We start from the raw sequence: 24,978 nt of genomic DNA on the forward strand, positions 1-24,978 counted from the left end.
TCATGATTTCGGAGAGCTTGTAATAGTTGCAGAAAGCGAGAGGTCAAAAAATCTTACCTCTCGTTTTCATCTCTGCTCAGGCTGCGCCAAGGGTTGATTTGCAGGGCTTGCCGGCGACGTAGGTCTCGACGACGGCGCGGTCGTCGCCCATCGTCTGCAGGAGAAAGAGTTCGTCGGCCAGCGAATTGACCACTTCGGCTCTGAGCGCCATTGCAGGCGTTGCCGCCATGTCGAGTACCGCAATGTCCGCATCGGTGCCGGGCTCCAGCGTGCCGATACGGTCGGCGAGAGACAGCGCCTCGGCATTGCCGCGGGTCATCATGTAGAAGCTGTCGAAGGGGTTCAGCCTTTCGCCCTGCAACTGCAGGATCTTGTAGGCCTCGTCGAGCGTCTTAAGCATCGAGTAGCTGGTGCCGCCGCCGATGTCCGAGGCGACGGAAACGCGCACCGGTTTTTGCCGGCGCTTGAGCGCCCGCAGGGGAAAAAGGCCGGAGCCGAGGAAGAGATTGGACGTCGGGCAGAAGACGGCGACCGAGCCGGTCTCGCTCATCGCATCCGCCTCGCGCTCGGAGAGGTGGATGCAATGTCCGAACAGGCTTTTCGGACCCAGCAGCCCGTAGCGGGCGTAGACGTCGGTATAGTCGGTCGCCTCCGGATAGAGTTCCGAGGTGTAGGCGATTTCGTCACGGTTCTCGGAGAGATGCGTTTGCACATGCAGGTCGGGAAATTCGCCGACGAGAGATTTCGCGACCTCCATCTGCTCCGGCGTGGAAGTGATGGCGAAACGGGGGGTGATAGCCACATGGTTGCGGCCTTTGCCGTGCCAGTCGGCGATGACGGCGCGGGTCTCGTCATAGCTCATCTCCGGCGTGTCGAGCAGGCCCTGCGGCGCATTGCGGTCCATCATCACCTTGCCTGCGACCATGCACATGCCGCGCTTCAGGCTCTCGGCGAAGAAGGCGTCGGCGGAGGTCTTGTGCACCGAACAGTAGGCCGTCGCCGTCGTCGTGCCGTGGCGGATCATCTCGTCGAAGAAATGGCGGGCGATCCGCTCCGCATGCGCCGTCTCGACGAAACGGCATTCCTCGGGAAAGGTGTAGGTGTTCAGCCATTCGAGCAGATCGGCCGCGTAGGAGGCCATCACCTGCATCTGCGGAAAATGCAGATGCGTGTCGATGAGGCCCGGCACGATCAGGTGCGGGCGGTGGTCGATCTCGGGGACCTCCTCAGGCGCTGCCGCCTTGACCGCTGCATAGGAGCCGGATGCCTTGATCACCCCGTTCTCGACGAGAAGCGCGCCGTCGCTTTCGTAGGCATAGGCAGCACTGTCGTCGATACCTTGAGGTTCGCGATGGAAGCTCAGCAGGCGGCCGCGAATGAGGGTGGATGTCATCGTGTCTCCCCGACGGCGCTTTCGAACCAGGCCGTCACCAGCCTGCGCTCTTCCGCCGTCATGTCGCTTATGTTGCCGGGCGGCATGGCATGGCTGCGCCCCGCCTGGATATAGATTTCCCGCGCGCGGGCAGCAATCTCGGCGTCGCTTTCGAGCGTGACGCCGTTCGGAGCCCGCACAATTCCTTCATAGACCGGCTCGGCCGCGTGGCACATGCTGCAGCGCGTCGAGATCGTCTCCTTGATTGCGGGAAAATGCGCGTTTTCGGCAAAGCGCCGGAAGGCCGGTGCCGTGTCGGCCCGTTCTTCTCCCGTCAGTATTTTCGGCGCGGTCGAGAGCCACATGATCAGGATGAACAGGAGCGTGGTGACAAGCCAGGTCCAGGTGGGCCTGCCCTTGCGCGCATGCGTGGTGTTGAACCAATGACGGATCGTAACGCCCATCAGGAAGACGAGCGCTGCGATGATCCAGTTGAAGGCCGTCGCGAAGGCGAGCGGATAATGGTTCGAGAGCATGAAGAAGATGACGGGCAGCGTCAGGTAGTTGTTGTGCAGCGAGCGCTGCTTCGCCTGGGCGCCGAGCCTTGGATCCGGCATGCGGCCGGCGATCAGGTCGGCGACGACGATCTTCTGGTTGGGGATGATGATCAGGAAGACGTTGGCCGACATGATCGTGGCGGTGAAGGCGCCGAGATGCAGGAAGGCGGCGCGGCCGGTGAAGACCTGGGTATAGCCCCAGGCCATGGCGACCAGTACCAGATAGAGCAGCGCCATCAGTCCCCAGGTGCTTTTCCCGATCGGTGACTTGCAGAGAAGGTCATAGAGGACCCAGCCGAGACCGAGCGAGGCAAGCGAGATCAGGATCGCGGTCGTCGCCGAAATGTCCAGGACATGCCGGTCTATGAGAAAGAGGTCGGCGCCGCCATAATAGACGATGCAGAGCATGGCGAAGCCCGAGAGCCAGGTCGCGTAGGACTCCCACTTGAACCAGGTGAGGTGCTCCGGCATGGCGGCTGGCGCCACCAGATATTTCTGGATGTGATAGAAACCCCCGCCATGGACCTGCCATTCCTCGCCATAGGCGCCCGGGGGCAGATGGTCGCGTTTTACGAGACCGAGATCGAGCGCGATGAAATAGAAGGACGAGCCGATCCAGGCGATGGCGGTGACCACATGCAGCCAGCGTACGGCGAAGGCCAGCCATTCCCAGACAATGGCGAATTCATACATTCGGATCCCCTCGTTCTCTCCGTTGACGCAGCTTGCGAGAAAAAGCCGAAACGGGAAAGGGGCGTTCTCGGCAATCCACGCTACAGGCTTAGGCGCCGCAATCCTGATTGAACTCTGAAAGAATCCAGTCGCGAAAATTGCGGATCTTCGGGACGTTGCGTCGGGCATGCGGATAGACCAGCCAATAGTCGTGGCCATCGCTGCCGCGCAAATCGAAGGGTTGATAAAGCCGACCGAGCGCGACGTCATCGGTATAGAATTGAGGAGTGAGGATCGCAACGCCTTGCCCGGCGATTGCGGCGCCTGCCTCGAAGGACTGGGCGCCGAGCCGTGTCGGAACCCGACCGTCGAGGTCCGCGTCGCGGACGCCGGCAGCGCGAAACCACAGCGGCCACCAGCGGTCTTGAGGGTCGATGATGCGGAGCTTCAGGAGGTCCCGCGGTTCATTCACGCCGCCGATCGTCGAGGCGAGCGCGGGACTGAGCATTGGCGTAAATTCTACTTTCATCAGTCGATGGCTGACGAGACCCGGCCAAACGCCCAACCCGGACCGGATTGCCACGTCCACTGCCTCTTTGCTGAAATCGATCATCGCATCATTCGCCGACAGCCGGACGGCCATGTTGGGCTGGGCGAGTTGGAACGTGCCGATATGGCGGGCGAGCCATTGCGAGGCGAAGGTCGCGGTCGAACTGATGAGCAGGGTGGACGCTGCATCGCCGCGCGCGGAGGCGACCGCCTCCTGCATCAGTTCGAAGGCTTCCGTCACCTTCGGCGCCAGACGTTGGCCGACTTCGGTCAGTGCAATCTGGCGGGGACGCCTCAGGAACAGCGGCTCGCCGACGCTCTCTTCGATGAGTTTGATCTGGTAGCTGACGGCCGTCTGGGTCATGCCGAGCTCGTTGCCGGCCTTGGTGAAGCTGCCGAGCCGGGCTGCGGCTTCGAAGACCCTCAGCGCATTCAGCGGGAACTGCTTCGACATCTTCATGGATAAGTTCTCTTGATGCATACAGACGGATGTTCGATTGGAATCCGAGCATCTATCGGGGCATGCTGCAAGTCAACTTCACCGCTTGCCAAAGGTGTTCAGATGTCTTGCGATACATTGGAATATACTGAAAGAAAGCCGATTCTCCCAGTGAACGGGATCATCCGGTTTGCCGCTTCGGCACTGCGCCGCATAAGAGGCCGGAGCTTAAGCCTCGACCTTGAATCCACATCCGAATACATGAAAAAGGACTTGGGGTTACTCGACGGCCGCATGGCACGGCAGGACGACGACATGCTGCGGTAGAGGGGCTGTTCATTCGAACTGTTCGCTACAGTTCAAGGCCTGTTGAGATTCGGGATACCCGCTGTGGCTTGTTTGATCTCCTCATCCCTGTGCTCGTCACAGGGATCCAGCCAGACCAAGTCCTTGGGCTGAAAGAACTCATCCCGCGCCGCAGACGCGGCGCTGCTCTCATCTGTGACGAGCACAGAGATGAGGGTGAGGAGAGATTGCAGTCTTCCATCTCGCAGCAGCCGTCATAAACTCAAGATGAATCTCAACGGGCCCTAGCCCGGATGCGGGCGGAAAACCGCGCACACTTTTCCTCATCCCGCTCTAAGCCGTTCCACCGCCATCAGGACACGTTCGGGCGTTGCCGGCGTATCGAGCCGGGGGCACTCGCGATAGCCGGCGACGCTGGCGACGGCCATCGACAGGGCCTCGACCACCGAAATCGGCAGCATGAGGGGCGGCTCTCCCACGGCCTTCGATCTGCCGATCGTCTCTTCGGCGTTTTCCGACCATTCGGCCAGGCGCACGTTGAAGATCTTCGGCCGATCCGAGGCAAGGGGTATCTTGTAGGTCGAGGGCGCATGCGTCCTCAGGCGCCCCTTCTCATCCCACCAGAGCTCTTCCGTCGTGAGCCAGCCCATGCCCTGAACGAAGCCGCCCTCGATCTGGCCGAGATCGATCGCCGGGTTGAGGGAACGGCCGACGTCGTGCAGCACGTCGACGCGATCGACCATGTATTCGCCTGTCAGCGTATCGATCGAGACCTCGGAAACGGCCGCGCCATAGGCAAAGTAGTAGAAGGGCGTGCCGCGGCCGGCGGCCCGATCCCAATGGATGCCAGGCGTCGCATAGAAGCCGGCGGCGGAGAGCTGGACACGTGCACCGTAGGCCTCCTGCACGAACTGCGCAAAGGGCACGAGATCGTCGCCGATCCGGACATGATTGGCCATGAAGGTGACGTTCTCGGCCGTCGTCTGCCAACGCTCGGCCGCAAAGGCGACGAGCCGCTCCTTGATCTGACGCGCGGCATCGAAGGCGGCCATGCCGTTGAGGTCGGAGCCGGAGGAGGCGGCTGTCGCAGACGTATTCGGCACCTTGCCGGTCGTCGTCGCGGTTATTTTCACCCGGTCGATATCGATCTGGAAACTGTCTGCAAGGACCTGCGCCACTTTCGTATAGACGCCCTGGCCCATCTCGGTGCCGCCGTGGTTGAGGTGAACCGAGCCGTCCGTGTAGATGTGGACGAGGGCGCCGGCCTGGTTGAGGTGGGTGAGGGTGAAGGAGATGCCGAACTTCACCGGCGTCAATGCAATCCCCTTGCGGATCACCCGGCTCGACCTGTTGAATTCGATGATCGCCGCCCGGCGCGCCTGATAGTCGGCGCTCGCTTCCAACTCATCGACGATCCGGCCGATGATGTTGTCTTCGATCTTCTGGTGATAGGGCGTGACGTTGCGGCCGGAATGCGCGTCGCCATAGAAGTTCAGCTTGCGGATTTCGAGCGGGTCCTTCCCGAGCGCGTAAGCGATCTCCTCGATGATCCGCTCGCCGCCGAGCATGCCCTGCGGCCCGCCGAAGCCGCGAAAGGCCGTGTTGGAAACCGTATTGGTCTTAAGCGGTTGAGAGGTGAGCTTCACATGCGGATAGAAGTAGGCGTTGTCCGCATGGAAAAGGGCGCGGTCGGTGACCGGGCCGGAGAGATCGGCGGAGAAACCGCATCGCGCGGCATAATTCGCCTGGACCGCCCGGATGCGTCCCTCCTCGTCGAAGCCGACATCGTAATTTACCAGGAAATCGTGCCGCTTGCCGGTGGCGGTCATGTCGTCGTCCCGGTCCGGGCGGAACTTGACGGCGCGGCGAAGCTTGCGCGCGGCGACGGCGGCGAGTGCCGCAAACTGGTTGCCCTGCGTTTCCTTGCCGCCGAAGCCGCCGCCCATGCGGCGGACATTCACCGTGATGGCGTTGGAGGGAACGCCGAGCACCTGCGCGACCATACGCTGGACTTCGCTCGGATGCTGCGTCGATACCCAGACGGTCATTTCGTCATCCTCGCCGGGAATCGCGAGCGCGATATGGCCTTCCAGATAGAAGTGCTCCTGGCCACCGATTCGCATGTGCCCCTGGATGCGGCGAGGCGCCCGCTCGAGCTCGCCTTCGGCGTCGCCGCGCTCGAGCGTCAGCGGCGGGGTCACCAGCTCGCCGCCGGTTGCCACGGCATCGATGACATCGATCGCCGGCAGGAAGTCACGATAGGTCATCCTGGCGAGCCGCGCGGCGCGGCGGGCGACGTCGCGCGTTTCGGCGATGACCGCGAAGGCCGGCTGGCCATGGAACTCCACCCGCCCGTCGGCAAGCACCGGCTCGTCGTGCAGATGGGTGGGGCTGATGTCGTTGGAATGCGGCATGTCCCTGGCCGTGAGCACGCAGACGACGCCGGGCACGGCGGCGACGGCGGCGAGGTCCATCTCCAGGATTTCCGCATGCGCCCGGTCCGTGAGGCCGAGCGCGCCATGCAGGGTGCCGGCGGGTTCCGGCATATCGTCGATATAATCGGCGGTGCCCGCCACATGCTTGTGGGCGCTGTCGTGACGGAGCGGTGCGTGCATCGGTCCGGTGATTGTGGCGCGGCTTTCCAGGGTGGACTTATCCATGCCGGAGCCTCCTGACGAGGAATTTGCCCCTCATCCGCCTGCCGGCACCTCCTCCCCGCAGGCGGGGCGAAGGGATAAGCGGTGCGCGCTCGTCCTCTCTGCGAGCCCGTTCGTCGACTGGGAGGAAGGAAGCGGCGTACTCGTCCCCTCTTCCCGCAAGCCAACCGGTCAGGGGCAATTCCGATCCGCCAATATCGCGACAGGTGCTCATGCCACTTCCTCGAACCGCTGCAACTGCACCGTCTCTCCGATGCTCTCGAGGAAGAAGCGCATCAGCAGGTTTTTTGCCGCAAGCATGCGATAGGCACCGGTGGCCCGCCAGTCGGTGATCGGCTGATAGTCGGTCTCGAAGGCGGCCTGCGCAGTACGGACCGTCTCCTCCGTCCAGGCCTGACCGATCAGCGCTGCTTCGACGGTCTTCGCCCGCTTTGGAGTTGCCGCCATACCGCCGAAGGCTATCCGTGCGGTTTTCACCCGGTCGCCGTCAAGCGAGATGCGGAAGGCGCCGAGCAGGGCGGAAATGTCCTCGTCGCGGCGCTTCGAGATCTTGTAGGCGGCAAAGCGCTCGTCCGCGGGCAGAGCCGGGACGAAGAGGCTCTCGACGAATTCACCGGGCCTGCGATCCTGCTTGCCATAGGCGATGAAGAAATCCTCGAGCGGCAGCGTCCGCTGGCCGTCCTTCGAGCGCAGGGTAACCGTCGCGCCGAGAACGATCAGGGGCGGCGGGCTGTCGCCGATCGGCGAGCCATTGGCGATATTGCCGCCGATCGTGCCCATGTTGCGCACCTGGTCGCCGCCGATGCGGTCGAGCAGCCGGCCGAATGACGGATAGGCTGAAGACAGGGCCTCGTGCGCCGCCGTATAGCTGACGCCTGCACCGATCGTCAGGCCTGCTGTCGAGCTTTCGATCCGCTGCAGTTCGGCAATGCCATTGATGAAGACCACCGGATTGACCGAGCGCATCTGCTTCGTCACCCAGAGCCCGACATCGGTGCAACCGGCGACGATCGTCGCGCCTGGATGATCAGCGAGAACACCTGCCAGGTCCGCAGCGTCGACGGGTACGATCAGACAGTCCGCGCCGCTGCGGACAACGATCGTCTCCGTCTGCCCCATCGCATGAAGGCGCGCCGTAACCGCTTCCCGCGTGCGGGTGACCGGGTCGATGAGAGCGGCCGGGCGCTCCGCGGCCGCAGCCTCCGCCGCGCGCACGATCGGTTCGTAGCCGGTGCAGCGACAGAGATTGCCCTGCAGCGCCTTTTCTATCGCCGCGCGGCTCGGGTTTTCATCGGCAAGCCAGAGCCCGTAAAGCGACATCACGATCCCCGGAGTGCAGAAGCCGCATTGGGAGCCGTGAAAATCCACCAGTGCCTGCTGCACCGGATGCAATGTGCCGTCTGCGGCAGCCAGGTGCTCGACCGTCACCACATGGGTGGCATTCAGCGAGCCTGTGAAGCGGATGCAGGCGTTGACGCTTTCATAGACGAGTTTTTTCGCTCCGCTGGCATCCTCGGCGAGCCGGCCCACGAGCACCGTGCAGGCGCCGCAGTCGCCTTCCGCGCAGCCTTCCTTGGTGCCGGTGAGGCGGCGCTCCAGCCTCAGGAAATCGAGCAGCGTCGAGGTCGGCGCGACGTCGGAAAGGGCGATCTCGGAGTCGTTCAGGATGAAGCGGATGCTGTCGGATGCCTGTGCCATGCCACTTCCTTGTCCCTCAACCGGCTTCTCCCTCAGTCGTCGGCTACTGCGCCGTCCAGCCGCCATCCATCGAGACATGCGTCCCGGTGATCTGGGCGGCATCGTCGCCTGCAAGATAAAGCGCCAGGGAGGCAACCTGTTCGACGGTGATGAACTTTTTCGTCGGCTGTCCCTTGAGCATCACCTCGTTGATCACCTGCTCCTCGGTGATGCCGCGCGTTCTCGCCTGATCCGGTATCTGCTTTTCGACGAGCGGCGTCAGAACGTAGCCGGGGCAGATCGAGTTCACGGTGATACCGCTCTCCGCCACCTCCAGCGCCACGGTCTTCGTCAACCCCATGATACCATGCTTGGCGGCGACATAGGCGGACTTGAAGGGGGAGGCCACGAGGCCATGAGCGGACGCGATATTGATGATCCGGCCCCAGCCCTTCTTCTTCATCGGCGGAATGGCGCCACGAATGGTGTGAAAGGAAGCGGAGAGATTGACGGCGATGATCCGGTCCCATTGCTCGACCGGAAAATCCTCGATCTTTTCAACGAACTGCACGCCGGCATTGTTGACGAGGATATCGGCGCCGCCGAAGCGATCGGCAACCATCGCCATCATGCCGGCGATTTCGGAGGGCTTGGTCATGTCGGCCGGGTGATGAAGCACCGTACCGGAGCTCAGGCCTGCGACTTCGTCCGTGACGGTCCTGATCTCGTCCGGCGCACCGAAGCCGTTCAGGACGATATTGGCACCGGTCTTCGCCAGGGTCCGGGCGATCGCCAATCCGATGCCGCTCGTGGAACCCGTTATCACCGCAGTCTTGGTCATTCCCGCTCTCTCCGTCCTGATGCCGCACAGGTCTTTTGCGACGCAACAGCGTCAGCCTACGCGCAAATGCGCGGCAGTGACAATTGTGTTTTTCCGCCCGGCAAAGCAGAGTCCGTATCCGCGGGAGCGCCTAGCGAAAATTGCGTTTTGTTTTCGTTTGACATTCGTTTTTCTATCGTATTGAAGTCGTTCGAATGTCGCCCTCGAGGAAGGGCGAGAGGGGCGGAGTGAGGAAAGCGTATGCGGGCTTCCGCTCGCATTCCGGTCGGTCCTTTCAATCGCGTGCCGAGGAGGGGCATATGGGCGGATATATTCTCGCGATCGATCAGGGCACGACGTCCACGCGCGCGATCGTTTTCGACGGCAACCAGAAAATCGCGGGCGTCGGGCAGAAAGAGTTCAAGCAGCACTTTCCGAAGTCAGGCTGGGTGGAGCACGATCCGGAGGAGATCTGGCAGACGGTCGTCAGCACGGTCAAGGAAGCGATCGAGAAGTCCGGCATCACCGCGAACGATATTGCCGCGATCGGCATCACCAACCAGCGGGAGACGGTTGTCGTCTGGGATCGCGAGACCGGCAAGCCGATCCACAATGCCATCGTCTGGCAGGACCGCCGCACTGCCGCCTTCTGCGACAAGCTCAAGAAGAAGGGACTGGAAAAGACCTTCGTGAAGAAGACCGGTCTGCTGCTCGATCCCTATTTTTCGGGAACGAAGCTCAACTGGCTGCTTTCCAATGTGAAGGGCGCGCAGGCGCGCGCAGCCAAAGGCGAACTCTGCTTCGGCACCATCGACACCTTCCTGATCTGGCGGCTGACGGGCGGCAAGTGCTTCTGCACCGACGCGACGAATGCCTCGCGCACCCTCCTATACAATATCGCCGAGAATGCCTGGGACGACGAGCTCACCGAGATCCTGCGCGTGCCGAAGGAGATGCTGCCGGAAGTGAAGGACTGCGCGGCCGACTTCGGCGTCACGGATCCGTCTCTCTTCGGCGCGGCGATCCCGATCCTCGGCGTTGCCGGCGACCAGCAGGCGGCAACGATCGGTCAAGCCTGTTTCAAGCCGGGCATGCTGAAATCGACCTACGGTACGGGCTGCTTCGCCTTGCTCAACACCGGCAAGGACATGGTCCGCTCGAAGAACCGCCTTCTGACCACCATTGCCTACCGCTTCGACGGCGAAACGACCTATGCGCTCGAAGGCTCGATCTTCGTGGCCGGTGCTGCCGTGCAATGGTTGCGCGACGGGCTCAAGGTGATCAAGGCGGCGCCCGATACGGGCTCGCTCGCCGAGAGCGCCGATCCCTCGCAGGAGGTCTATCTCGTGCCGGCCTTCACCGGCCTCGGAGCGCCCCATTGGGATCCGGATGCGCGGGGCGCGATCTTCGGCATGACGCGCAATACCGGCCCGGCAGAGTTCGCGCGGGCGGCACTCGAGGCCGTCTGCTACCAGACCCGCGACCTGCTCGAGGCCATGCACAAGGATTGGCGCCGCAACGGCAATGACACGGTCCTGCGCGTCGATGGCGGCATGGTCGCCTCAGACTGGACGATGCAGCGCCTGTCGGACCTGCTCGACGCTCCGGTCGACCGCCCGGTCATCCTCGAAACCACCGCGCTCGGCGTCGCCTGGCTTGCCGGCAGCCGCGCCGGCGTCTGGCCAAACCAGGAGGCGTTCGCCAAGTCCTGGGCCCGCGACCGCCGCTTCGAGCCGCATATGGACGAGGCCACGCGCAAGGTGAAGCTCAAGGGCTGGCGCAGCGCAGTCAAGCGGACGTTGATTGCTGCCTGAGTGTTGAACCTTCCACGTTGCGCTTCAGCGCTGCGGCAGAAGCCCTTCCCAACGATCCTCATTCCTGTGACAAGCACAGGGATAAGGGAAGGAAACACACGCCCGGACCCATATCCATGGAAATATATGGGAGCCCGCGCTCTGCGCGTGCTGCCGTCCGCGACCTTTGCGCGTCGTCATGTCCACCCAAGTTTCCCCTTGACTGATTCATAGCTCGTTGACTATACATCAACCCATAGTCAACCGGGTATATGTCCCAAATGTCCGACGCGCACGACATGCTCTTCAGAACGCTTGCCGATCCGACTCGGCGGGCTCTCTTCGAGCGGCTGTGCCGCGAAGGGGAGAGGACGGTCGGGGCTCTGACGGCTCGCGCCGGTGTCTCGCAGCCGGTCGTCTCCAAGCATCTCGGCGTCCTGAAGCAGGCTGGATTGGTGCGCGACCGCCACGAAGGCCGCCACACCTATTATAGCGCGCAACTCGGTGCGCTCGCGCCGCTGGTCGACTGGACGCGTGAGATGGCCGGGTTCTGGCAGAGCCGCTTCGACGATCTCGAAGATCTACTGAAAAGGATGGACCAATGAACGAAACACGTTCCGTCGTCGTCGAGCGGGAGATCGCTCATCCGCCGGAGAAGATCTGGCGCGCGCTCACCCAACCACACCTGATGGAGGAGTGGCTGATGAAGAACGACTTCAGTCCTGTCGTCGGGCACCGTTTCAACCTGCGCGGTGAGTGGGGTGGCGTGTTGGACTGCGAGGTCCTCGTCGTGGAGCTGAACAAAAGACTGAGCTACGCCTGGAATTTCGCCCATGAGGATCCGGCCTACGACTTGAAGAGCGTGGTGACCTTCACCCTCGTCCCGACAAGCACCGGAACCCAGTTGCGCATGGAGCAGGTTGGATTCCGGCCGGATCAGCGACAGGCCTATGGCGGCGCCAAGGCCGGATGGCAGCAGTTCTTCGAAAATCTGGAGCGCGTTCTCGCGGGTTTGAACTGAAACCCGCCTGCCGGGCCGGTCGGGGCGGGCTCGCTTCATGTCAATGGGAGATCATTCAATGGATTGGAACGCCTGGATACGTCAGATCCACCGGTGGTTATCCATCGTCTTCACGGTAACCGTCATCGCCAACTTCGCCGCCATGGGATTGGGAGAACCTCCTGCATGGGTGGTCTATTCCCCGCTGCTCCCGCTCTTCCTGCTGCTTTTCACCGGCCTCTATATGTTCGTGCTACCCTATGCCGCGAGGTGGCGCAGCGGCAGGCCCGCGGCGCAGTGAGGTGAAGAGATGGCCAGCAAGACCCCGGTGAAGAGCGAGAATGTTGCAAAGAAGGCGGCCGCCAAGCCGGCCTCGGGACAGCCGACCCTGCTCTCGGGCGGCAACCCGCAGATCGCGAAGGGCTATGGCGACGCCCCCGTGCAGGCCTACATCACGGCCATGCCGGGCTGGAAGAGCGATGTCGGGCGCCGCCTCGATGCTCTGATTGTGGAGGCCGTTCCCGGCGTGCACAAGGCGGTCAAGTGGAACTCGCCTTTCTACGGCGTCGAAGACGATGCCTGGTTCCTCAGCTTTCATTGCTTCACCAAATACATCAAGGTGACGTTCTTCCGCGGCGCTGCGCTCGATCCAGTCCCGGCCGGCAAGTCCAAATATCCGGAAGTACGTTACCTCGACATTTACGAGGGCCAGCTCGACGAAGCTCAATTCTCCGCCTGGGTCAGGCAGGCCAGCCGATTGCCCGGCGAACGTATGTGAGCGACCATCAGGAAAGTGACGGCAATGGACAACAGGACCAGCGGTTCGAACGGAGAAGAAGCGTCTCCCTCCAAACTGATCGATGCGAAAATCGATGCGCTTGACGATTGGCGCGGCGAGACGCTCGCCCGGATCCGGAAACTCATCCGGCAGGCCGACCCGGAAGTGATCGAGGAAGTGAAGTGGAGAGGCGTCCCTGTGTGGGAACACGCCGGGATAATCTGCACCGGCGAGGTCTACAAGGCGGTCGTGAAGACGACCTTCGCCAAAGGTGCCTCGCTGGAAGACCCTTCAGGCCTTTTCAACTCCAGCCTGGAAGGCAATACGCGGCGTGCCATCGATTTTCATGAGGGCGAGGAGATCGACGAAGAGGCGTTCATCGCGCTCATTCGTGCCGCGGTGGCGCTGAATACGTCAGCACGCACAAGCGCCCGTTCGCGAGGGAAGCCGAAGAGCGCCTGACTCCGATGGACGTCGGCCGGAAACAGTGCGTTTCCCAAAGGCGCATTTGCGGCCTGGTCCTGCGCCGATTATCTCTAGCGCAACGCTAGATCTCGCAGGAAGCCAGCCATGGAACTCGGACTCTATACATTCGCCGACGTCGATCCGAATGCAGCCGACAAGGGAGCCGAGGGGCGCCGGCGTCTTGCCGATCTCCTGGAGGAGATCGAGCTTGCCGATCAGGTGGGCCTCGACGTTTTCGGCCTCGGCGAGCATCACCGGCCGGACTATGCGGCGTCGGCACCCGCAGTGATCCTCGCGGCGGCTGCCGCGCGCACCAGCCGCATCCGGCTGACAAGCGCGGTGACGGTGTTGAGCTCCGACGATCCCGTCCGCGTCTTCCAGCAATTCGCCACCCTCGACCTCCTGTCGAACGGACGCGCCGAGATCATGGCGGGACGTGGCTCCTTCATCGAATCATTCCCGCTCTTCGGCCAGTCGCTCGACGATTACGACCAGCTTTTCTCCGAAAAGCTCGATCTGCTTTTGGCGCTGCGCGATAGTGAAAGGGTCACCTGGTCGGGTGCGCTGAGATCTCCGATCAACGATCGCGGCGTTTATCCGCGCCCGTTGCAGGACCCGCTGCCGCTCTGGATCGCGGTCGGCGGCACGCCGCAGTCGGTTGCGCGTGCCGGTGCGCTCGGTGTGCCGATGGCGCTGGCGATCATCGGCGGCGAACCGGCACGCTTTGCGCCGCTCTTCCAGCTCTACCGCGAAGCTGCGCGCCGCTCGGGGCAGGATCCGTCGAAGCTGAAGACGAGCATCAACGTCCACGGCTTCATCGCGGATACCACGCAAGAAGCTGCAGATCAGTTCTATGGGCCGCAAGCCGAGGTGATGAACCGCATCGGACGCGAACGCGGCTGGGGGCCGACCAACCGCGCCCACTTCGATCAGGCGATCAGCCCGACGGGCAATCTCTTCCTCGGCGATCCGGAAACGGTTGCCAGGAAGATCGTTGCGCATCGGAAGCTCTTCGGAATTGACCGCTTCCTGCTGCAGATGGCGATCGGTCCGATGCCGCATGACCGGATCCTGCACGGCATCGAACTTTACGGCACCAAGGTCGCGCCTCTGGTACGCGAGATGCTGGCGGAGGAGCGCGCTTCTTAAGCCGCGTCGCCACTGGCATATGCGGCGTCGTAGCGCTAAAAGTGGCCGCGAAAGCGAGACATCGATGACCCTCAACAACGACGAAGACCTCGAAAGGCTGAAGGAAATCGGCCGCATTTGTGCCAATGCGCTCCAGGCGATGGGCGAGGCGCTGGAACCCGGCATCACCACGGCGGAGCTCGACGCGATCGGCCGCAAGGTGCTGGAGGATGCCGGCGCCCGTTCGGCACCCGAGCTTTGCTATGATTTTCCCGGCGCGACCTGCATCAGCGTCAACGAGGAAATTGCTCACGGCATACCCGGCCGCCGGGTGATCCAGCCGGGCGATCTCGTCAATATCGACGTTTCGGCCGAGAAAGGCGGGCTCTTCGCGGATACCGGGGCGTCCTTTCCCGTGCCGCCGGTCAAGACCGAGATCGACCGGCTCTGCCGCGACGGCAAGCGGGCGATGTGGGTGGGCCTGAAACAGGTCAAGCCGGGCCAGTCGCTTGCCGCGATCGGGAATTCGATCGGCGAGTTCGCGCGCAAGAACCGCTATTCCCTCGTCGCCAATCTGGCGAGCCACGGCATCGGCCGGTCGCTGCACGAGGAACCGAGCGAAATTGCAACTTGGCCGGACCCATCCGAGCGGCGGCGGATGACCGAGGGCATGGTCTTCACGGTCGAACCCTTCCTGTCGATGGGGGCGCAATGGGCCGAAGGCGGCGACGACGACTGGACCCTCTACAGCGAACCGCGCGCACCGACTGTCCAATATGAGCACACGGTGGTCGTCACCCGCAGCGGGCCGCTGGTCGTGACGCTGCCGGGTTAGGGCTCGTCCGAACGAGGCACCGGCCCCTCAGCCGCTCGAGGGGGAATGGTGGCCGTGAGGCTTGTCCCTTCTCCCCGTCAGGGACGGGGAGAAGGTCGCGGCAGCGGGATGAGGGGCCGCACCTCGGCGCCTGTCGAAGGGATCCGCCCCTCCGCCTGCCGACACCTTCTCCCCGCAGGCGGGGCGAAGGGACAAGTGGCTTGGCCCTCGCCCGCTGTCACTAGCGATCGTTCGATTCCATCAATGAACCGTTCAATTATAATGATTTGCCGCTCTCTTGCTGCGATGCAATAAGAGGGCATGAGCACTCTCCAGAGACGGCAGGACCGTAGCGAACCAGGGTCGAGGCACTCGACAGAGCCGAGCGGCTTCGAGTCCGCCGGCAGCGGCTCGAGCGGAAGTCTCGCAGCGACCGCGATCGCCGGTGCGGTCGCCATGGCGGTAGCCATGGGCTTCGGCCGGTTCTCCTATACGCCCATTCTGCCGGCGATGATGACCGACACCGGCCTTTCGCCTGCTGATGCGGGCCTGGTCGCCTCGGCGAATTTCATCGGATATCTCGCAGGCGCGGTACTTGCCGGCTATGGCTGGGCGCACGGCCGCGAACGCGGGGTCGGTCTCGCGGCGCTCGTCGCGACGACCCTGCTGCTGGCCGCCATGGGACTTACATCCTCGGTGCTCGCCTATTCCATCATCCGCTTTCTTGCGGGTCTGGCGAGCGCCTTTGCGATGATCTTCATCTCGGGGATCGTGCTGGGGCAGGGGCTCGCCGCCAGGTCCGAGCACGTACCGTCGGTGCATTTCGGCGGCGTCGGTTTTGGCATCGCGCTTTCCTCTATCGCCGTCTGGGTTGCGCCGCTCGCAGGTGTCGCGGGCCTTTCGATGTCGCAGGCCGACTGGTTCGTGGGCGCGCTGGTTGCGCTGGCGGGCACTGTCCTGGTCGCCGCGCTGCTGCCGGCGAGCCGTCATGCCGCCAATGGCGGCCGACCGGAGGTGCCGCTCGTCCGTTCGCGGCCGCTCATGGCGATGACGCTCACCTATGGGTTTTTCGGCTTCGGCTACGTGATCACCGCCACCTTCCTCGTCGCCATGGCGCGCGACGCAAGCGGCGGCCACAGCGTCGAGTTCCTTGCCTGGCTGATCACCGGCGTCAGCGCTGCGCTGTCGGTCTATCTCTGGCGTTTCGCCGTGCCGCGCTTCGGGCTGGCCGGCGTCTATGCGATCGGCCTGCTGGTCGAGGCGGTCGGCCTCGTGCTGACGGTCTCCTTGCCCTCGCCTTATGCGCCGCTCGTCGGCGGGCTGATGCTGGGCGCCACCTTCATGATGGTCACGGCCTATGGCCTGCAGATCGGCCGGCAACTCGCCCCCGAAAGCCCGCGCCGGGCACTCGCCTTCATGACCGCCGCCTTCGGGATCGGCCAGATCGTCGGGCCGCTTGTCGCCGGCTGGCTCGCGGAGCGGACCGGAAGCTATGCTTTGCCGACCTTGGTCGCGGCCTTCGTTCTCATGATCTGCGGGATCGTCGTTCTCGCCGAATTGCGCAGGATAAATGAAGCCCTGGCACGATGACGGGTCCTCACTAAGCCGGGCAGACAGCGTCGGCAGCCACATGAAATAACAGTAACATTCGCATTCCGTAATTGTTGCGCAATGTGAATTGCCCTAGTTTCGGCGCATCAGGAGGCAAGTCCTTGACCTCCCCGAAACGAGAGTGCCGTCCCTTGTTCCAATCCTTCTTCCCCAAGCCGAAGCTGTTTTTCATATCTTCCGCCGTCTGGAGCCTGCTCGCCGTCCTTGCCTGGTATGCCGGGGGGCGGGACATTGGCGCCTACCTGGGCTTGCCGCCGCTTCCTCCAGGACAGGAACCCGTCATCGGCGTGTCCGTTTTCTGGTCCACCCCTTTTCTTTGGTTTTACATCTATTATGCGGTGGTCGCAGGGTTATTCGCAGCGTTCTGGTTCGCCTACAGCCCGCATCGGTGGCAGTATTGGTCGGTACTCGGCACGGCGCTGATCATTTTCAATACCTATTTTTCGGTTCAGGTCAGCGTCGCGATCAACGCGTGGTACGGCCCTTTCTATGATTTGATCCAGCAGGCGCTGGCGCGTACGGCGCCGGTCACCGCAGGGCAGCTCTATTCGGGAATGATCGGATTTTCGGGAATAGCCTTCGTGGCGGTGACGGTCGGTGTGCTCAACCTCTTTTTCGTCAGCCATTACATCTTTCGCTGGCGCACGGCTATGAACGAATTTTATGTCGCGCATTGGCCCAGACTGCGCCACGTCGAAGGCGCATCGCAGCGTGTGCAAGAGGACACGATGCGTTTCTCCAGCACAGTCGAGAGGCTGGGTGTTGGTCTCGTCAGCTCTATCATGACGCTGATTGCCTTTCTCCCGGTTCTCTTCAAGTTTTCCGAACAGGTGAACGTCCTGCCCATTGTCGGCGAGATACCGCACGCCCTTGTCTGGGCGGCCGTATTCTGGTCGGTCTTTGGTACGGTTTTCCTGGCCGCAGTCGGCATCAAGCTTCCGGGACTGGAATTTCGCAATCAGCGCGTCGAAGCCGCATACCGGAAGGAACTGGTCTATGGCGAGGACCACGAAGACCGTGCCGATCCGATAACGCTCGCACAGCTCTTCGACAATGTCAGGCGCAACTATTTTCGCCTGTATTTCCATTACATGTACTTCAATATTGCCCGCATTTTCTACCTGCAGGCCGACAATCTCTTCGGCACTTTCGTGCTGGTCCCGGCAATCGTGGCGGGAAAGCTCACACTCGGCGTCATGAACCAGGTCCTGAATGTGTTCGGGCAGGTGCGGGAGTCCTTCCAGTATCTCGTCAATTCCTGGACGACGATCGTCGAGCTCCTGTCGATCTACAAACGACTTAAAGCCTTCGAGTCGGTATTGGTCGACGAGCCGCTGCCGGAAATCGACCGGCAGTTCATCGACGCTGGCGGTAAGGAAGAGCTGGCTCTGTAACGGCGGGCATCAGAAGGCGGAGCGATCCGCCTTCCTTCTCGCAGCCTCGATAATCGGCAACGCTTCGGCATAGCTCACGCAGGCGACGTCCGGCTTGCTGCAGGTTTCCGAGAGAAAGCGATCGAGCGCCCGCCAATACGCGCCGCCGTTCATTTCCACGAAGTGGAAGCCGAGCTGAAGAGGGATTCGCTCGCCTTCATATTCCTTCCGGAAGGCATTGCGGAACGCCGCAAGCGTCCGCTCCTCAAAGCGGGCGCTGTCGCGTTTGTTCTCGACTCCCATCGAATGGCGGACGAAGAGATTGTAGTCCATGCCGATAACCGGCCGGTGGGAAGGACCTTCGGGAATGAGCGGCAGGCCGAAGCGCGGCAGACCGCCGGCGAAGCTGGGCCAGCCGGGCCCTTTGGTCACGAGGCTAGCATCATAGCTGAAACCGAACGCCTCGAGTGCAGGCACCAGGCCGTCGCTGAGTGACAGGTAGGGTGCGCGAAAGCCCTTGATGCCGTTCTTCGCGAAATCGGCCCAGCCTTCCGGCTCGGCCTCCGGCTTGCCGGCTTTCTTCCAGGCTTCGGCGAGCGCCACGCGGAAGGCGGAAAACTCCCGCTCCCAATCGGCCTTGCTCCAGCCTTTGCCGTCGAAATGGCCGCAGGCGTGGCTGCCGAGGTCGTGACCTTCGCGATGCGCCTGCCAGATGTGGCCGACGCGGACCGCGATCTCTTCGCGGCTTTGTGCGAAGCCGACATTCGAACGTCCCTGCTTCTGTCCGGGCGCCCGGTAGGTCTGCTTCCCGTCGGCCTTCGTCATCAGGAAGGTGCAGGAGAGGAAATAGGTGAAATGCGCGCCCGTTCGCCTTGCCATGGCAAGGCTTTTCTCCCAAAGCGCGTTGTCGTGCGCGCCGTCGAAGGAGATGACGACGAGCTGTTTGCCGCTCGGCGACGGGGGTGCCGGCGGCGGATCGGCGAGGGCGAGAGCGGGAAAAAGAGCGAGTGATAAAGCCAGAGAAATACGAATCATGTTTCAACTGTGACGTTTGGTTTCGTCGCAGTTGTCCGCAAATTGCGGCAATCCTTTGATTGGGCTGGAAAATAGGCGCTATCGCAGGTAGTGCGTAGTTAGGTGGACCGGCAAAGCGCGGCGCTGTAGCGGTCCGACATCTCGAACAAGCGGTGACCCATGGCCATACTCGTTCTCGGCATCATCATATTTCTCGGCATGCACCTCGTCCGCGTGGTTGCGCCCGGCTTTCGTGCCGGCATCATCGACAGCCGTGGCAAGGGCACATGGATGGGGCTCTATACGATCGTCAGCCTCGTCGGCCTCTGTCTGATCATCTACGGCTTCGGTCAGGCGCGTGGCGAAACGGGCATGCTCTACGATCCGCCGATATTCCTGCGCCATATCGCCCTTCTGCTGATGCTCGTCGCCTTCATCGTGCTTGCCGCCGGCTTCCTGCCGGCGGGCCGCATCGCCGTCGCGCTGAAGCATCCGCAGGTCCTCTCGATCAAGATATGGGCGCTGGCGCACCTCCTTGCGAATGGCGAGACGTCCTCGGTCCTGCTCTTCGGTTCCTTTCTCGCCTGGGCGGTGATTCTGCGCATCTCGCTGAAACGGCGCGAGCGCGCGGGCGAGAAGGTGCTTCCCGTGTTCAAATCGGCGCGCAACGACGTCCTGGCGGTCGTTATCGGCCTCGTCGCCTTTGTGCTCTTCGTCTGGAAGCTGCATGAGCTTCTGATAGGCGTTCAGCCGGTCGTCCTCTAAATGTCGATCTCCCCCTTACATCAGGCGCAAAATCGGGTAGAACGCGCCAACTTCTTCAGATCAGGGCCGGGTGGCCGGGACGGGACATGGTAAACCAGGACGACAGCTTTATCCGCGAGGTCAACGACGAACTCCGTTCGGACCAGATGAAGGCCGTCTGGACGCGCTTCGGCGGCATCATCATCGGGATTGCCGTTCTGATCGTGCTCGGCACCGTCGGCAAGGTCGGATACGATTACTGGCAGGAAGCCTCCTCGTCGCAATCGGGCGACACCTTCCTGGCGGCGCTCAACCTTGCCCGGGAGAACAAGTCGGACGAGGCGCTCGCCGCTCTGACGGAACTCGAGAAGGACGGTTACGGATCCTATCCGGTTCTGGCGCAGCTGCGCGTTGCGACGCTGCAGGCGCAAAAGGGTGAAACGGATGCGGCAGTCGCCGCGTTCTCCGGGATCGGCAGGGATACGCGTATTCCGGCCGCGCTCCGCGATGCGGCTCGGCTGCGGGCGGCTTATCTGCTTATCGATGCGGGAACCTACGAGCAGGTGTCATCCGAGGTCGAGCAACTGGCCGTTCCGCAGAATGCCATGCGTCATTCGGCGCGCGAGGCGCTCGGCCTTTCGGCCTACAAGGCCGGCGACTATGCCAAGGCGAAGAGCTGGTTCCAGCAGATCGTCGACGATGCGCAAAGCCCGCGCGGCATCATGAATCGGGCGCAGATGCTGCTGGATGTGATCGCGTCGACAGGCAAGGCCTGACGCTAGAAGCATGTCGCCCAAAAGTGCGCAGCGGTTTTGGGATGACGACATGCACAAGAAAAGCATGTCGCCCGAAGTGCCTAGCGGTTTTCGGATAGCGGCATGCACAAAAACAGAAACTTAAAGCGCGTCGCGTGAGTTCCACTGAACGCGAGGCGCTTTAGCACGGATGTCAAGATGAGCTTCACCGTCGCCATTATCGGGCGCCCCAATGTCGGCAAGTCCACCTTGTTCAACCGCCTGGTTGGCAAGAAGCTGGCGCTCGTCGACGATACGCCGGGGGTAACCCGCGACCGGCGTCCGGGCGACGCGAAGCTGGTCGACCTCAAGTTCCGCATCATCGATACGGCCGGTCTCGAGGAATCGTCACCCGACAGCCTGCAGGGGCGGATGTGGGCGCAGACCGAGGCGGCCATCGACGAGGCGGATCTGTCGCTCTTCGTCGTCGATGCCAAGGCCGGCCTGACGCCGGCAGATCAGACGCTCGCCGAAATGCTGCGCCGCCGGGGCAAGCCCGTCGTCGTCGTCGCCAACAAATCCGAGGCGCGCGGCTCCGAGGGCGGCTTCTACGACGCCTTCACGCTCGGCCTCGGCGAACCCTGCCCGATCTCGGCCGAACACGGCCAGGGCATGCTCGATCTGCGCGACGCGATCGTCGCCGCCCTCGGCGAGGAGAGGGCGTTCCCGCCGGCGGAAGACGTTGCCGAGACGAATGTGGATATCCGCCCCGTTGCCGGTGAAGGTACCGAGGACGAAGAGGTCGAGCCCGCCTATGACGAGACCAAGCCGCTCCGGGTGGCGATCGTCGGCCGGCCGAATGCCGGAAAGTCGACTCTGATCAACCGGTTCCTTGGCGAAGACCGGCTGCTGACGGGGCCGGAGGCGGGCATTACCCGCGACTCCATCTCCGTCGAATGGGACTGGCGCGGCCGCACGATAAAGATGTTCGATACGGCCGGCATGCGCCGCAAGGCGAAGGTTCAGGAGAAGCTCGAAAAGCTCTCGGTTGCGGATGCGCTGCGGGCGATCCGCTTCGCCGAGACCGTCGTCATCGTCTTCGACGCCACGGTCCCTTTCGAGAAGCAGGACCTGCAGATCGTCGATCTGGTGCTGCGCGAGGGGCGTGCAGCCGTGCTTGCCTTCAACAAATGGGATCTCGTCGAGAACTGGCAGGCACTGCTTGTAGACTTGCGCGAAAAGACCGAGCGGCTGTTGCCGCAGGCGCGCGGCATCCGTGCAGTGCCGATTTCCGGGCACACCGGTTATGGCCTCGACCGGCTCATGCAGGCCATCATCGAAACGGACAAGGTCTGGAACCGGCGCATCTCCACGGCGCGCCTCAACCGGTGGCTGGAATCGCAGCAGGTGCAGCATCCCCCGCCGGCCGTCTCGGGCCGCCGCCTCAAGCTCAAATACATGACGCAGGTCAAGGCGCGGCCACCGGGTTTCATGATTTCCTGCACACGCCCCGAGGCGGTGCCGGAGTCCTACACCCGCTACCTCATCAACGGTTTGCGAAACGACTTCGACCTGCCGGGCGTGCCGATCCGCGTGCATTTCCGAGCGTCGGAGAATCCCTTCGAGTCGAAGGCGCGCAAAAGGCGCTGAGAGCTCCGGCGGCAGCAGAAGAACTCACGATTCGTTTCGCACTGCGGCGCTTGTTGATGCGATATGCGGCGCTAATTAGAGTAAATCTATGTAGCAGGTGAATTGAGTTCCTTGCCGCCACTTTAGGCTTGATCTATAACTGAATCCTAGGATGCCGAAGTAAGCGAGCCGTGGCAGATTGGCTCGGCAGGCTGGGAAACGGCACATGGCTCTCGAGATTTGGACGATCCGCGTGATCGGGATCGATGTGTCTGGGTCGCGGTCGCGGATAAGATCGCGTGCTTTTTTCGTTTTGCCGCGAGCCTTCTTCTCGAAAGCGATGTTCTCATGCTGACAAAAAAAGGAAAGTACGGTTTGAAGGCGATGGTCGATCTTGCCCAGCTTCAGCCGGGCGAAACGGCTTTCATCACGGAAATCGCCCTTCGCAACAACTTGCCGAAGAAGTTTCTCGACACGATCATGCTCGAACTCAGGAATGCCGGCTTTCTTCGCTCGAAGAAAGGCCCCGGCGGCGGTTACGCGCTGGCGCGGCCCGCATCCGAGATCCGCGTCGGTCAGGTGATCCGCACGCTCGACGGACCGCTGGCGCCGATCCGTTGTGCGAGCCGCACGGCCTATGAAGTCTGCGACGACTGTTCGGACCCGGAAACCTGTCACGTGCGCCGTTCGATGATCGTCGTGCGCGATGCCGTGGCCGACATCCTCGACAACATGACGCTCGCGCAATTTGCAGCAAGCGAGAGAGAAGCCGCCGTAGCCCCGCTTCTCAGCGAAGCGGGCTGAGTGCGCGGCCCCCTCGATACGTCTTATAAGCCGGGCTCATGCCCGTTACATCGGTATAACGCACTCCTCCCCAACGCCTCATTCCTGTGCCCTGTCACAGCATCCGGACAGCTCAAGTCCTTGGGCTGAAAAGACTCTTCCGCGCCGCAGACACGGCGCTGCTGGATCCCTGTGACAAGCACAGGGATGAGGGTGGAGGTGCGGTCCGTCGATCCGTCCTACAAGCCGGGCTTCCATACCCGCAGCAGACATTGGTGTAAGGCCACTCCTCTCCAACGCCTCATTCCTGTGCCTGTCACAGGAATCCAGCCAGCCCAAGTCCTTGGGCTGAAAAGACTGCTCCGTGCCGCAGACGCTGCGCTGCTCTCATCCCTGTGACGAGCACAGGGATGAGAGCGGAGGGTGCGGTCCTCTCGATACGTCTTATAAGCGGGGCTCATGCCCGTAGCAGACATCGGTCTAACGCCACTCCTCTCCAACTCCTCATTCCTGTGCCTGTCACAGGAATCCAACCAGCCCAAGTCCTTGGGCTGAAAAGGCTTTTCCGCGCCGCAGACGCGGCGCTGCTCTCATCCCTGTGACAAGCACAGGCATGCGAGCGGAGGGCGCTGTCCCCCGCGGCAGACATGGTTAACGTCCACTCCTTGAAGTCATCAATGCGACCGTTCGTCCTCACAGCAACCCGCTGCGCGGCTTTACGCCCTTGAGGTGGTAGTTGCCGACGAGGTGATGTTTCCAGCGCACCGGGTCCTGCAGCGTGTGGGCGCGGGCGTTGCGCCAATAGCGGTCGAGATTGAGCGCGACTTTGGCAGAGGCGGAGCAGGCGAGATCGAAAAGCGCATTGGCTGCCTCCAGTGCGGCCTCGGCGGCAAGGGCCTTGGCGGCGGTAACCGAGAGGCTGGCTTCGACCGCGTGTTCCTCGGTCGGATCGACCTGAGCGGTATCGACCTTGCGACCGGCATGCTCGATGAGCGCGGTGGCCGCCTCGAGGCGTATTGCGACTTCGCCGACCCTGGCGGTCGTCAAAGCATCCTCCGATGCCCGCTCCAGGCCGTTGCCCTTGGCAGCTGCCGCGTCTCGGACGAGATCGAGGGTCTCCCGGAAGGCCGCCCGCGCGATTCCGAGATCGACGCCGGCATGGATGATCTGGCCGACGGAACCGATCGTATTCGGTCGCTCGAAGCCGCGGTGATGCGGCACGACAGAACCGAGATCCACATGAACGTTCTCAAGAACCGCGGTGCCGCTGCCGGTGACGCGCTGTCCGAAACTGTCCCAGTCGTCGATGATCCGGACGCCGTCCGCTGCGCGCGGAACGAACGAAATGGTCATGCGGTCGGCGGCGTCGAGCGCGGAGATCGCGAGCCAGTCGGCGAAGAGAACGCCCGTACAATATTGCTTCCGGCCGTTGATGCGGTAGCCGGCGCCATTCCCGGTGATCCGGGTTTTGTCGTCGCCGATGATCTTGTCGCCGCTTTCCGAAAGTGCGCTGCCGAATCGGTCGCCTGCCATGGCGCGACCGAAGAAGAACTGTTTCTGCTCTTCGGTGGCATGCTGACGCAGCGCCTCGAGGACGTAAAAGTGGCCTTGCGGGATCTGACCAATGGAGCTGTCGGCCTCCGACAGGATCGCCGTGATCTCGGCAAGCACGACGTTGGAGACGTCGATGCCCTCGTATTCCGATGGAATGCTGATCGCCAGCAGTCCCGATTGGGCCAACTGGTCGAGTTCGTCGTGAGGAAGGACGCGCTCCAGGTCGCGCTCGCTGGCGCGGTCGGAGAACCGGAGCGCCAACTCCCTTGCAATCGCCAGGGCCTCTTCCTCGCTCTCGATGCGGTGCGGCGTCGGCTTGGTCTTTCCGGCGAATTGCGAGATGTTCCCCATCCTTGTCCCTCCGTGGAGCATTGCCGCCGCCCTCTAGTATGGAGCAGACGCTATTTTCTTCCAGCCCCTCCCGGAAGCGGTCACGCAGGTGGGCGCTCGGTAGGGGTGATTGCCTGGAGTAAGAAAATTCCCTTGCAAAACAGCGGGGTATGCGTGTC

22 protein-coding genes are annotated in these 24,978 nt (G+C 62.6%); 14 read left to right on the forward strand and 8 right to left on the reverse strand.

Annotation, left to right across the window (positions count from 1 at the left end; genetic code table 11):
• Window positions 1-76: 76 nt before the first annotated feature.
• The 6 genes from guaD to M1D34_RS19475 all read right to left on the reverse strand — a co-directional run bounded on the left by guaD (window position 77) and on the right by M1D34_RS19475 (window position 9,070).
• A complete protein-coding gene (guaD, locus tag M1D34_RS19450; RefSeq protein ID WP_127632035.1) occupies window positions 77-1,393 on the reverse strand; it encodes a guanine deaminase in 1,317 nt (438 codons plus the stop codon).
• Window positions 1,390-2,622, reverse strand: coding sequence for a urate hydroxylase PuuD (locus M1D34_RS19455; RefSeq protein ID WP_498783764.1), 1,233 nt, complete (start codon window positions 2,620-2,622; stop codon window positions 1,390-1,392). The genes guaD and M1D34_RS19455 overlap by 4 nt, the downstream gene beginning before the upstream one ends.
• An 88-nt stretch (window positions 2,623-2,710) precedes the next feature.
• Window positions 2,711-3,610 carry a LysR substrate-binding domain-containing protein gene (locus tag M1D34_RS19460; protein ID WP_015242934.1) on the reverse strand — a complete coding sequence of 300 codons (900 nt, stop codon included), beginning with the start codon at window positions 3,608-3,610 and terminating at the stop codon, window positions 2,711-2,713.
• Window positions 3,611-4,218: 608 nt separating this feature from the next.
• A complete protein-coding gene (gene xdhB, locus M1D34_RS19465; protein ID WP_498783766.1) occupies window positions 4,219-6,555 on the reverse strand; it encodes a xanthine dehydrogenase molybdopterin binding subunit in 2,337 nt (778 codons plus the stop codon).
• A 207-nt stretch (window positions 6,556-6,762) separates the two neighbouring features.
• Complete coding sequence (gene xdhA / locus M1D34_RS19470; protein WP_498783768.1) at window positions 6,763-8,250, reverse strand: xanthine dehydrogenase small subunit; 1,488 nt, start codon at window positions 8,248-8,250, stop codon at window positions 6,763-6,765.
• Window positions 8,251-8,293: 43 nt separating this feature from the next.
• Window positions 8,294-9,070, reverse strand: a complete 777-nt coding sequence (locus M1D34_RS19475) for a 3-hydroxybutyrate dehydrogenase (protein ID WP_498783770.1) — start codon at window positions 9,068-9,070, stop codon at window positions 8,294-8,296.
• A gap of 299 nt (window positions 9,071-9,369) precedes the next feature.
• Here M1D34_RS19475 and glpK point away from each other — a divergent pair, with 299 nt between their 5' ends.
• From glpK to bacA, 10 genes are all read left to right on the forward strand, one after another.
• Window positions 9,370-10,863: a glycerol kinase GlpK gene (gene glpK, locus M1D34_RS19480; protein ID WP_498783772.1), complete on the forward strand. Its 1,494-nt coding sequence runs from the start codon at window positions 9,370-9,372 to the stop codon at window positions 10,861-10,863.
• Between the two features lie 260 nt (window positions 10,864-11,123).
• Window positions 11,124-11,447: an ArsR/SmtB family transcription factor gene (locus tag M1D34_RS19485; RefSeq protein ID WP_003528544.1), complete on the forward strand. Its 324-nt coding sequence runs from the start codon at window positions 11,124-11,126 to the stop codon at window positions 11,445-11,447.
• Entirely contained in the window at window positions 11,444-11,863 is a 420-nt protein-coding gene (locus M1D34_RS19490) for an SRPBCC family protein (RefSeq protein WP_498783775.1), read from the forward strand. Before M1D34_RS19485 ends, M1D34_RS19490 begins: the two co-directional genes overlap by 4 nt.
• Window positions 11,864-11,921: 58 nt before the next feature.
• Window positions 11,922-12,143 (forward strand): hypothetical protein, encoded by a 222-nt coding sequence (locus M1D34_RS19495; protein WP_003528546.1) that lies wholly within the window; start codon window positions 11,922-11,924, stop codon window positions 12,141-12,143.
• A 9-nt stretch (window positions 12,144-12,152) separates the two neighbouring features.
• Window positions 12,153-12,620 carry a DUF1801 domain-containing protein gene (locus tag M1D34_RS19500; RefSeq protein WP_010975963.1) on the forward strand — a complete coding sequence of 156 codons (468 nt, stop codon included), beginning with the start codon at window positions 12,153-12,155 and terminating at the stop codon, window positions 12,618-12,620.
• A 24-nt stretch (window positions 12,621-12,644) separates the two neighbouring features.
• Window positions 12,645-13,082 carry a DUF1801 domain-containing protein gene (locus M1D34_RS19505; protein ID WP_498783777.1) on the forward strand — a complete coding sequence of 146 codons (438 nt, stop codon included), beginning with the start codon at window positions 12,645-12,647 and terminating at the stop codon, window positions 13,080-13,082.
• 108 nt (window positions 13,083-13,190) lie between these two features.
• Complete coding sequence (locus M1D34_RS19510) at window positions 13,191-14,234, forward strand: LLM class flavin-dependent oxidoreductase (protein ID WP_498783779.1); 1,044 nt, start codon at window positions 13,191-13,193, stop codon at window positions 14,232-14,234.
• 64 nt (window positions 14,235-14,298) lie between these two features.
• Window positions 14,299-15,048, forward strand: coding sequence for a type I methionyl aminopeptidase (map, locus tag M1D34_RS19515; RefSeq protein ID WP_015242943.1), 750 nt, complete (start codon window positions 14,299-14,301; stop codon window positions 15,046-15,048).
• Window positions 15,049-15,348: 300 nt separating this feature from the next.
• The gene (locus M1D34_RS19520) at window positions 15,349-16,617 is read left to right on the forward strand and encodes an MFS transporter (protein WP_498783781.1); all 1,269 of its coding nucleotides are present in this window, start codon (window positions 15,349-15,351) and stop codon (window positions 16,615-16,617) included.
• 152 nt (window positions 16,618-16,769) lie between these two features.
• Window positions 16,770-18,032: a bacteroid development protein BacA gene (bacA, locus tag M1D34_RS19525; RefSeq protein WP_010975957.1), complete on the forward strand. Its 1,263-nt coding sequence runs from the start codon at window positions 16,770-16,772 to the stop codon at window positions 18,030-18,032.
• Window positions 18,033-18,041: 9 nt separating this feature from the next.
• Here bacA and M1D34_RS19530 read toward each other — a convergent pair whose 3' ends face one another.
• Window positions 18,042-19,046 (reverse strand): polysaccharide deacetylase family protein, encoded by a 1,005-nt coding sequence (locus tag M1D34_RS19530; protein ID WP_498783783.1) that lies wholly within the window; start codon window positions 19,044-19,046, stop codon window positions 18,042-18,044.
• Window positions 19,047-19,205: 159 nt separating this feature from the next.
• Between M1D34_RS19530 and M1D34_RS19535 the strand changes: the two genes are divergently transcribed.
• The 4 genes from M1D34_RS19535 to M1D34_RS19550 all read left to right on the forward strand — a co-directional run bounded on the left by M1D34_RS19535 (window position 19,206) and on the right by M1D34_RS19550 (window position 22,936).
• Window positions 19,206-19,790, forward strand: coding sequence for an NnrU family protein (locus M1D34_RS19535; RefSeq protein WP_014527084.1), 585 nt, complete (start codon window positions 19,206-19,208; stop codon window positions 19,788-19,790).
• 86 nt (window positions 19,791-19,876) lie between these two features.
• Complete coding sequence (locus M1D34_RS19540; protein ID WP_013850540.1) at window positions 19,877-20,545, forward strand: tetratricopeptide repeat protein; 669 nt, start codon at window positions 19,877-19,879, stop codon at window positions 20,543-20,545.
• Between the two features lie 177 nt (window positions 20,546-20,722).
• Window positions 20,723-22,153, forward strand: a complete 1,431-nt coding sequence (gene der, locus M1D34_RS19545) for a ribosome biogenesis GTPase Der (RefSeq protein WP_127642923.1) — start codon at window positions 20,723-20,725, stop codon at window positions 22,151-22,153.
• Window positions 22,154-22,480: 327 nt separating this feature from the next.
• Window positions 22,481-22,936 (forward strand): RrF2 family transcriptional regulator, encoded by a 456-nt coding sequence (locus M1D34_RS19550; RefSeq protein ID WP_015242948.1) that lies wholly within the window; start codon window positions 22,481-22,483, stop codon window positions 22,934-22,936.
• Between the two features lie 672 nt (window positions 22,937-23,608).
• Here the strand turns inward: M1D34_RS19550 and M1D34_RS19555 are convergent.
• Window positions 23,609-24,820 carry an SfnB family sulfur acquisition oxidoreductase gene (locus M1D34_RS19555; RefSeq protein ID WP_498783787.1) on the reverse strand — a complete coding sequence of 404 codons (1,212 nt, stop codon included), beginning with the start codon at window positions 24,818-24,820 and terminating at the stop codon, window positions 23,609-23,611.
• Window positions 24,821-24,978: the final 158 nt, after the last annotated feature.

The organism is Ensifer sp. D2-11 (assembly GCF_054161295.1).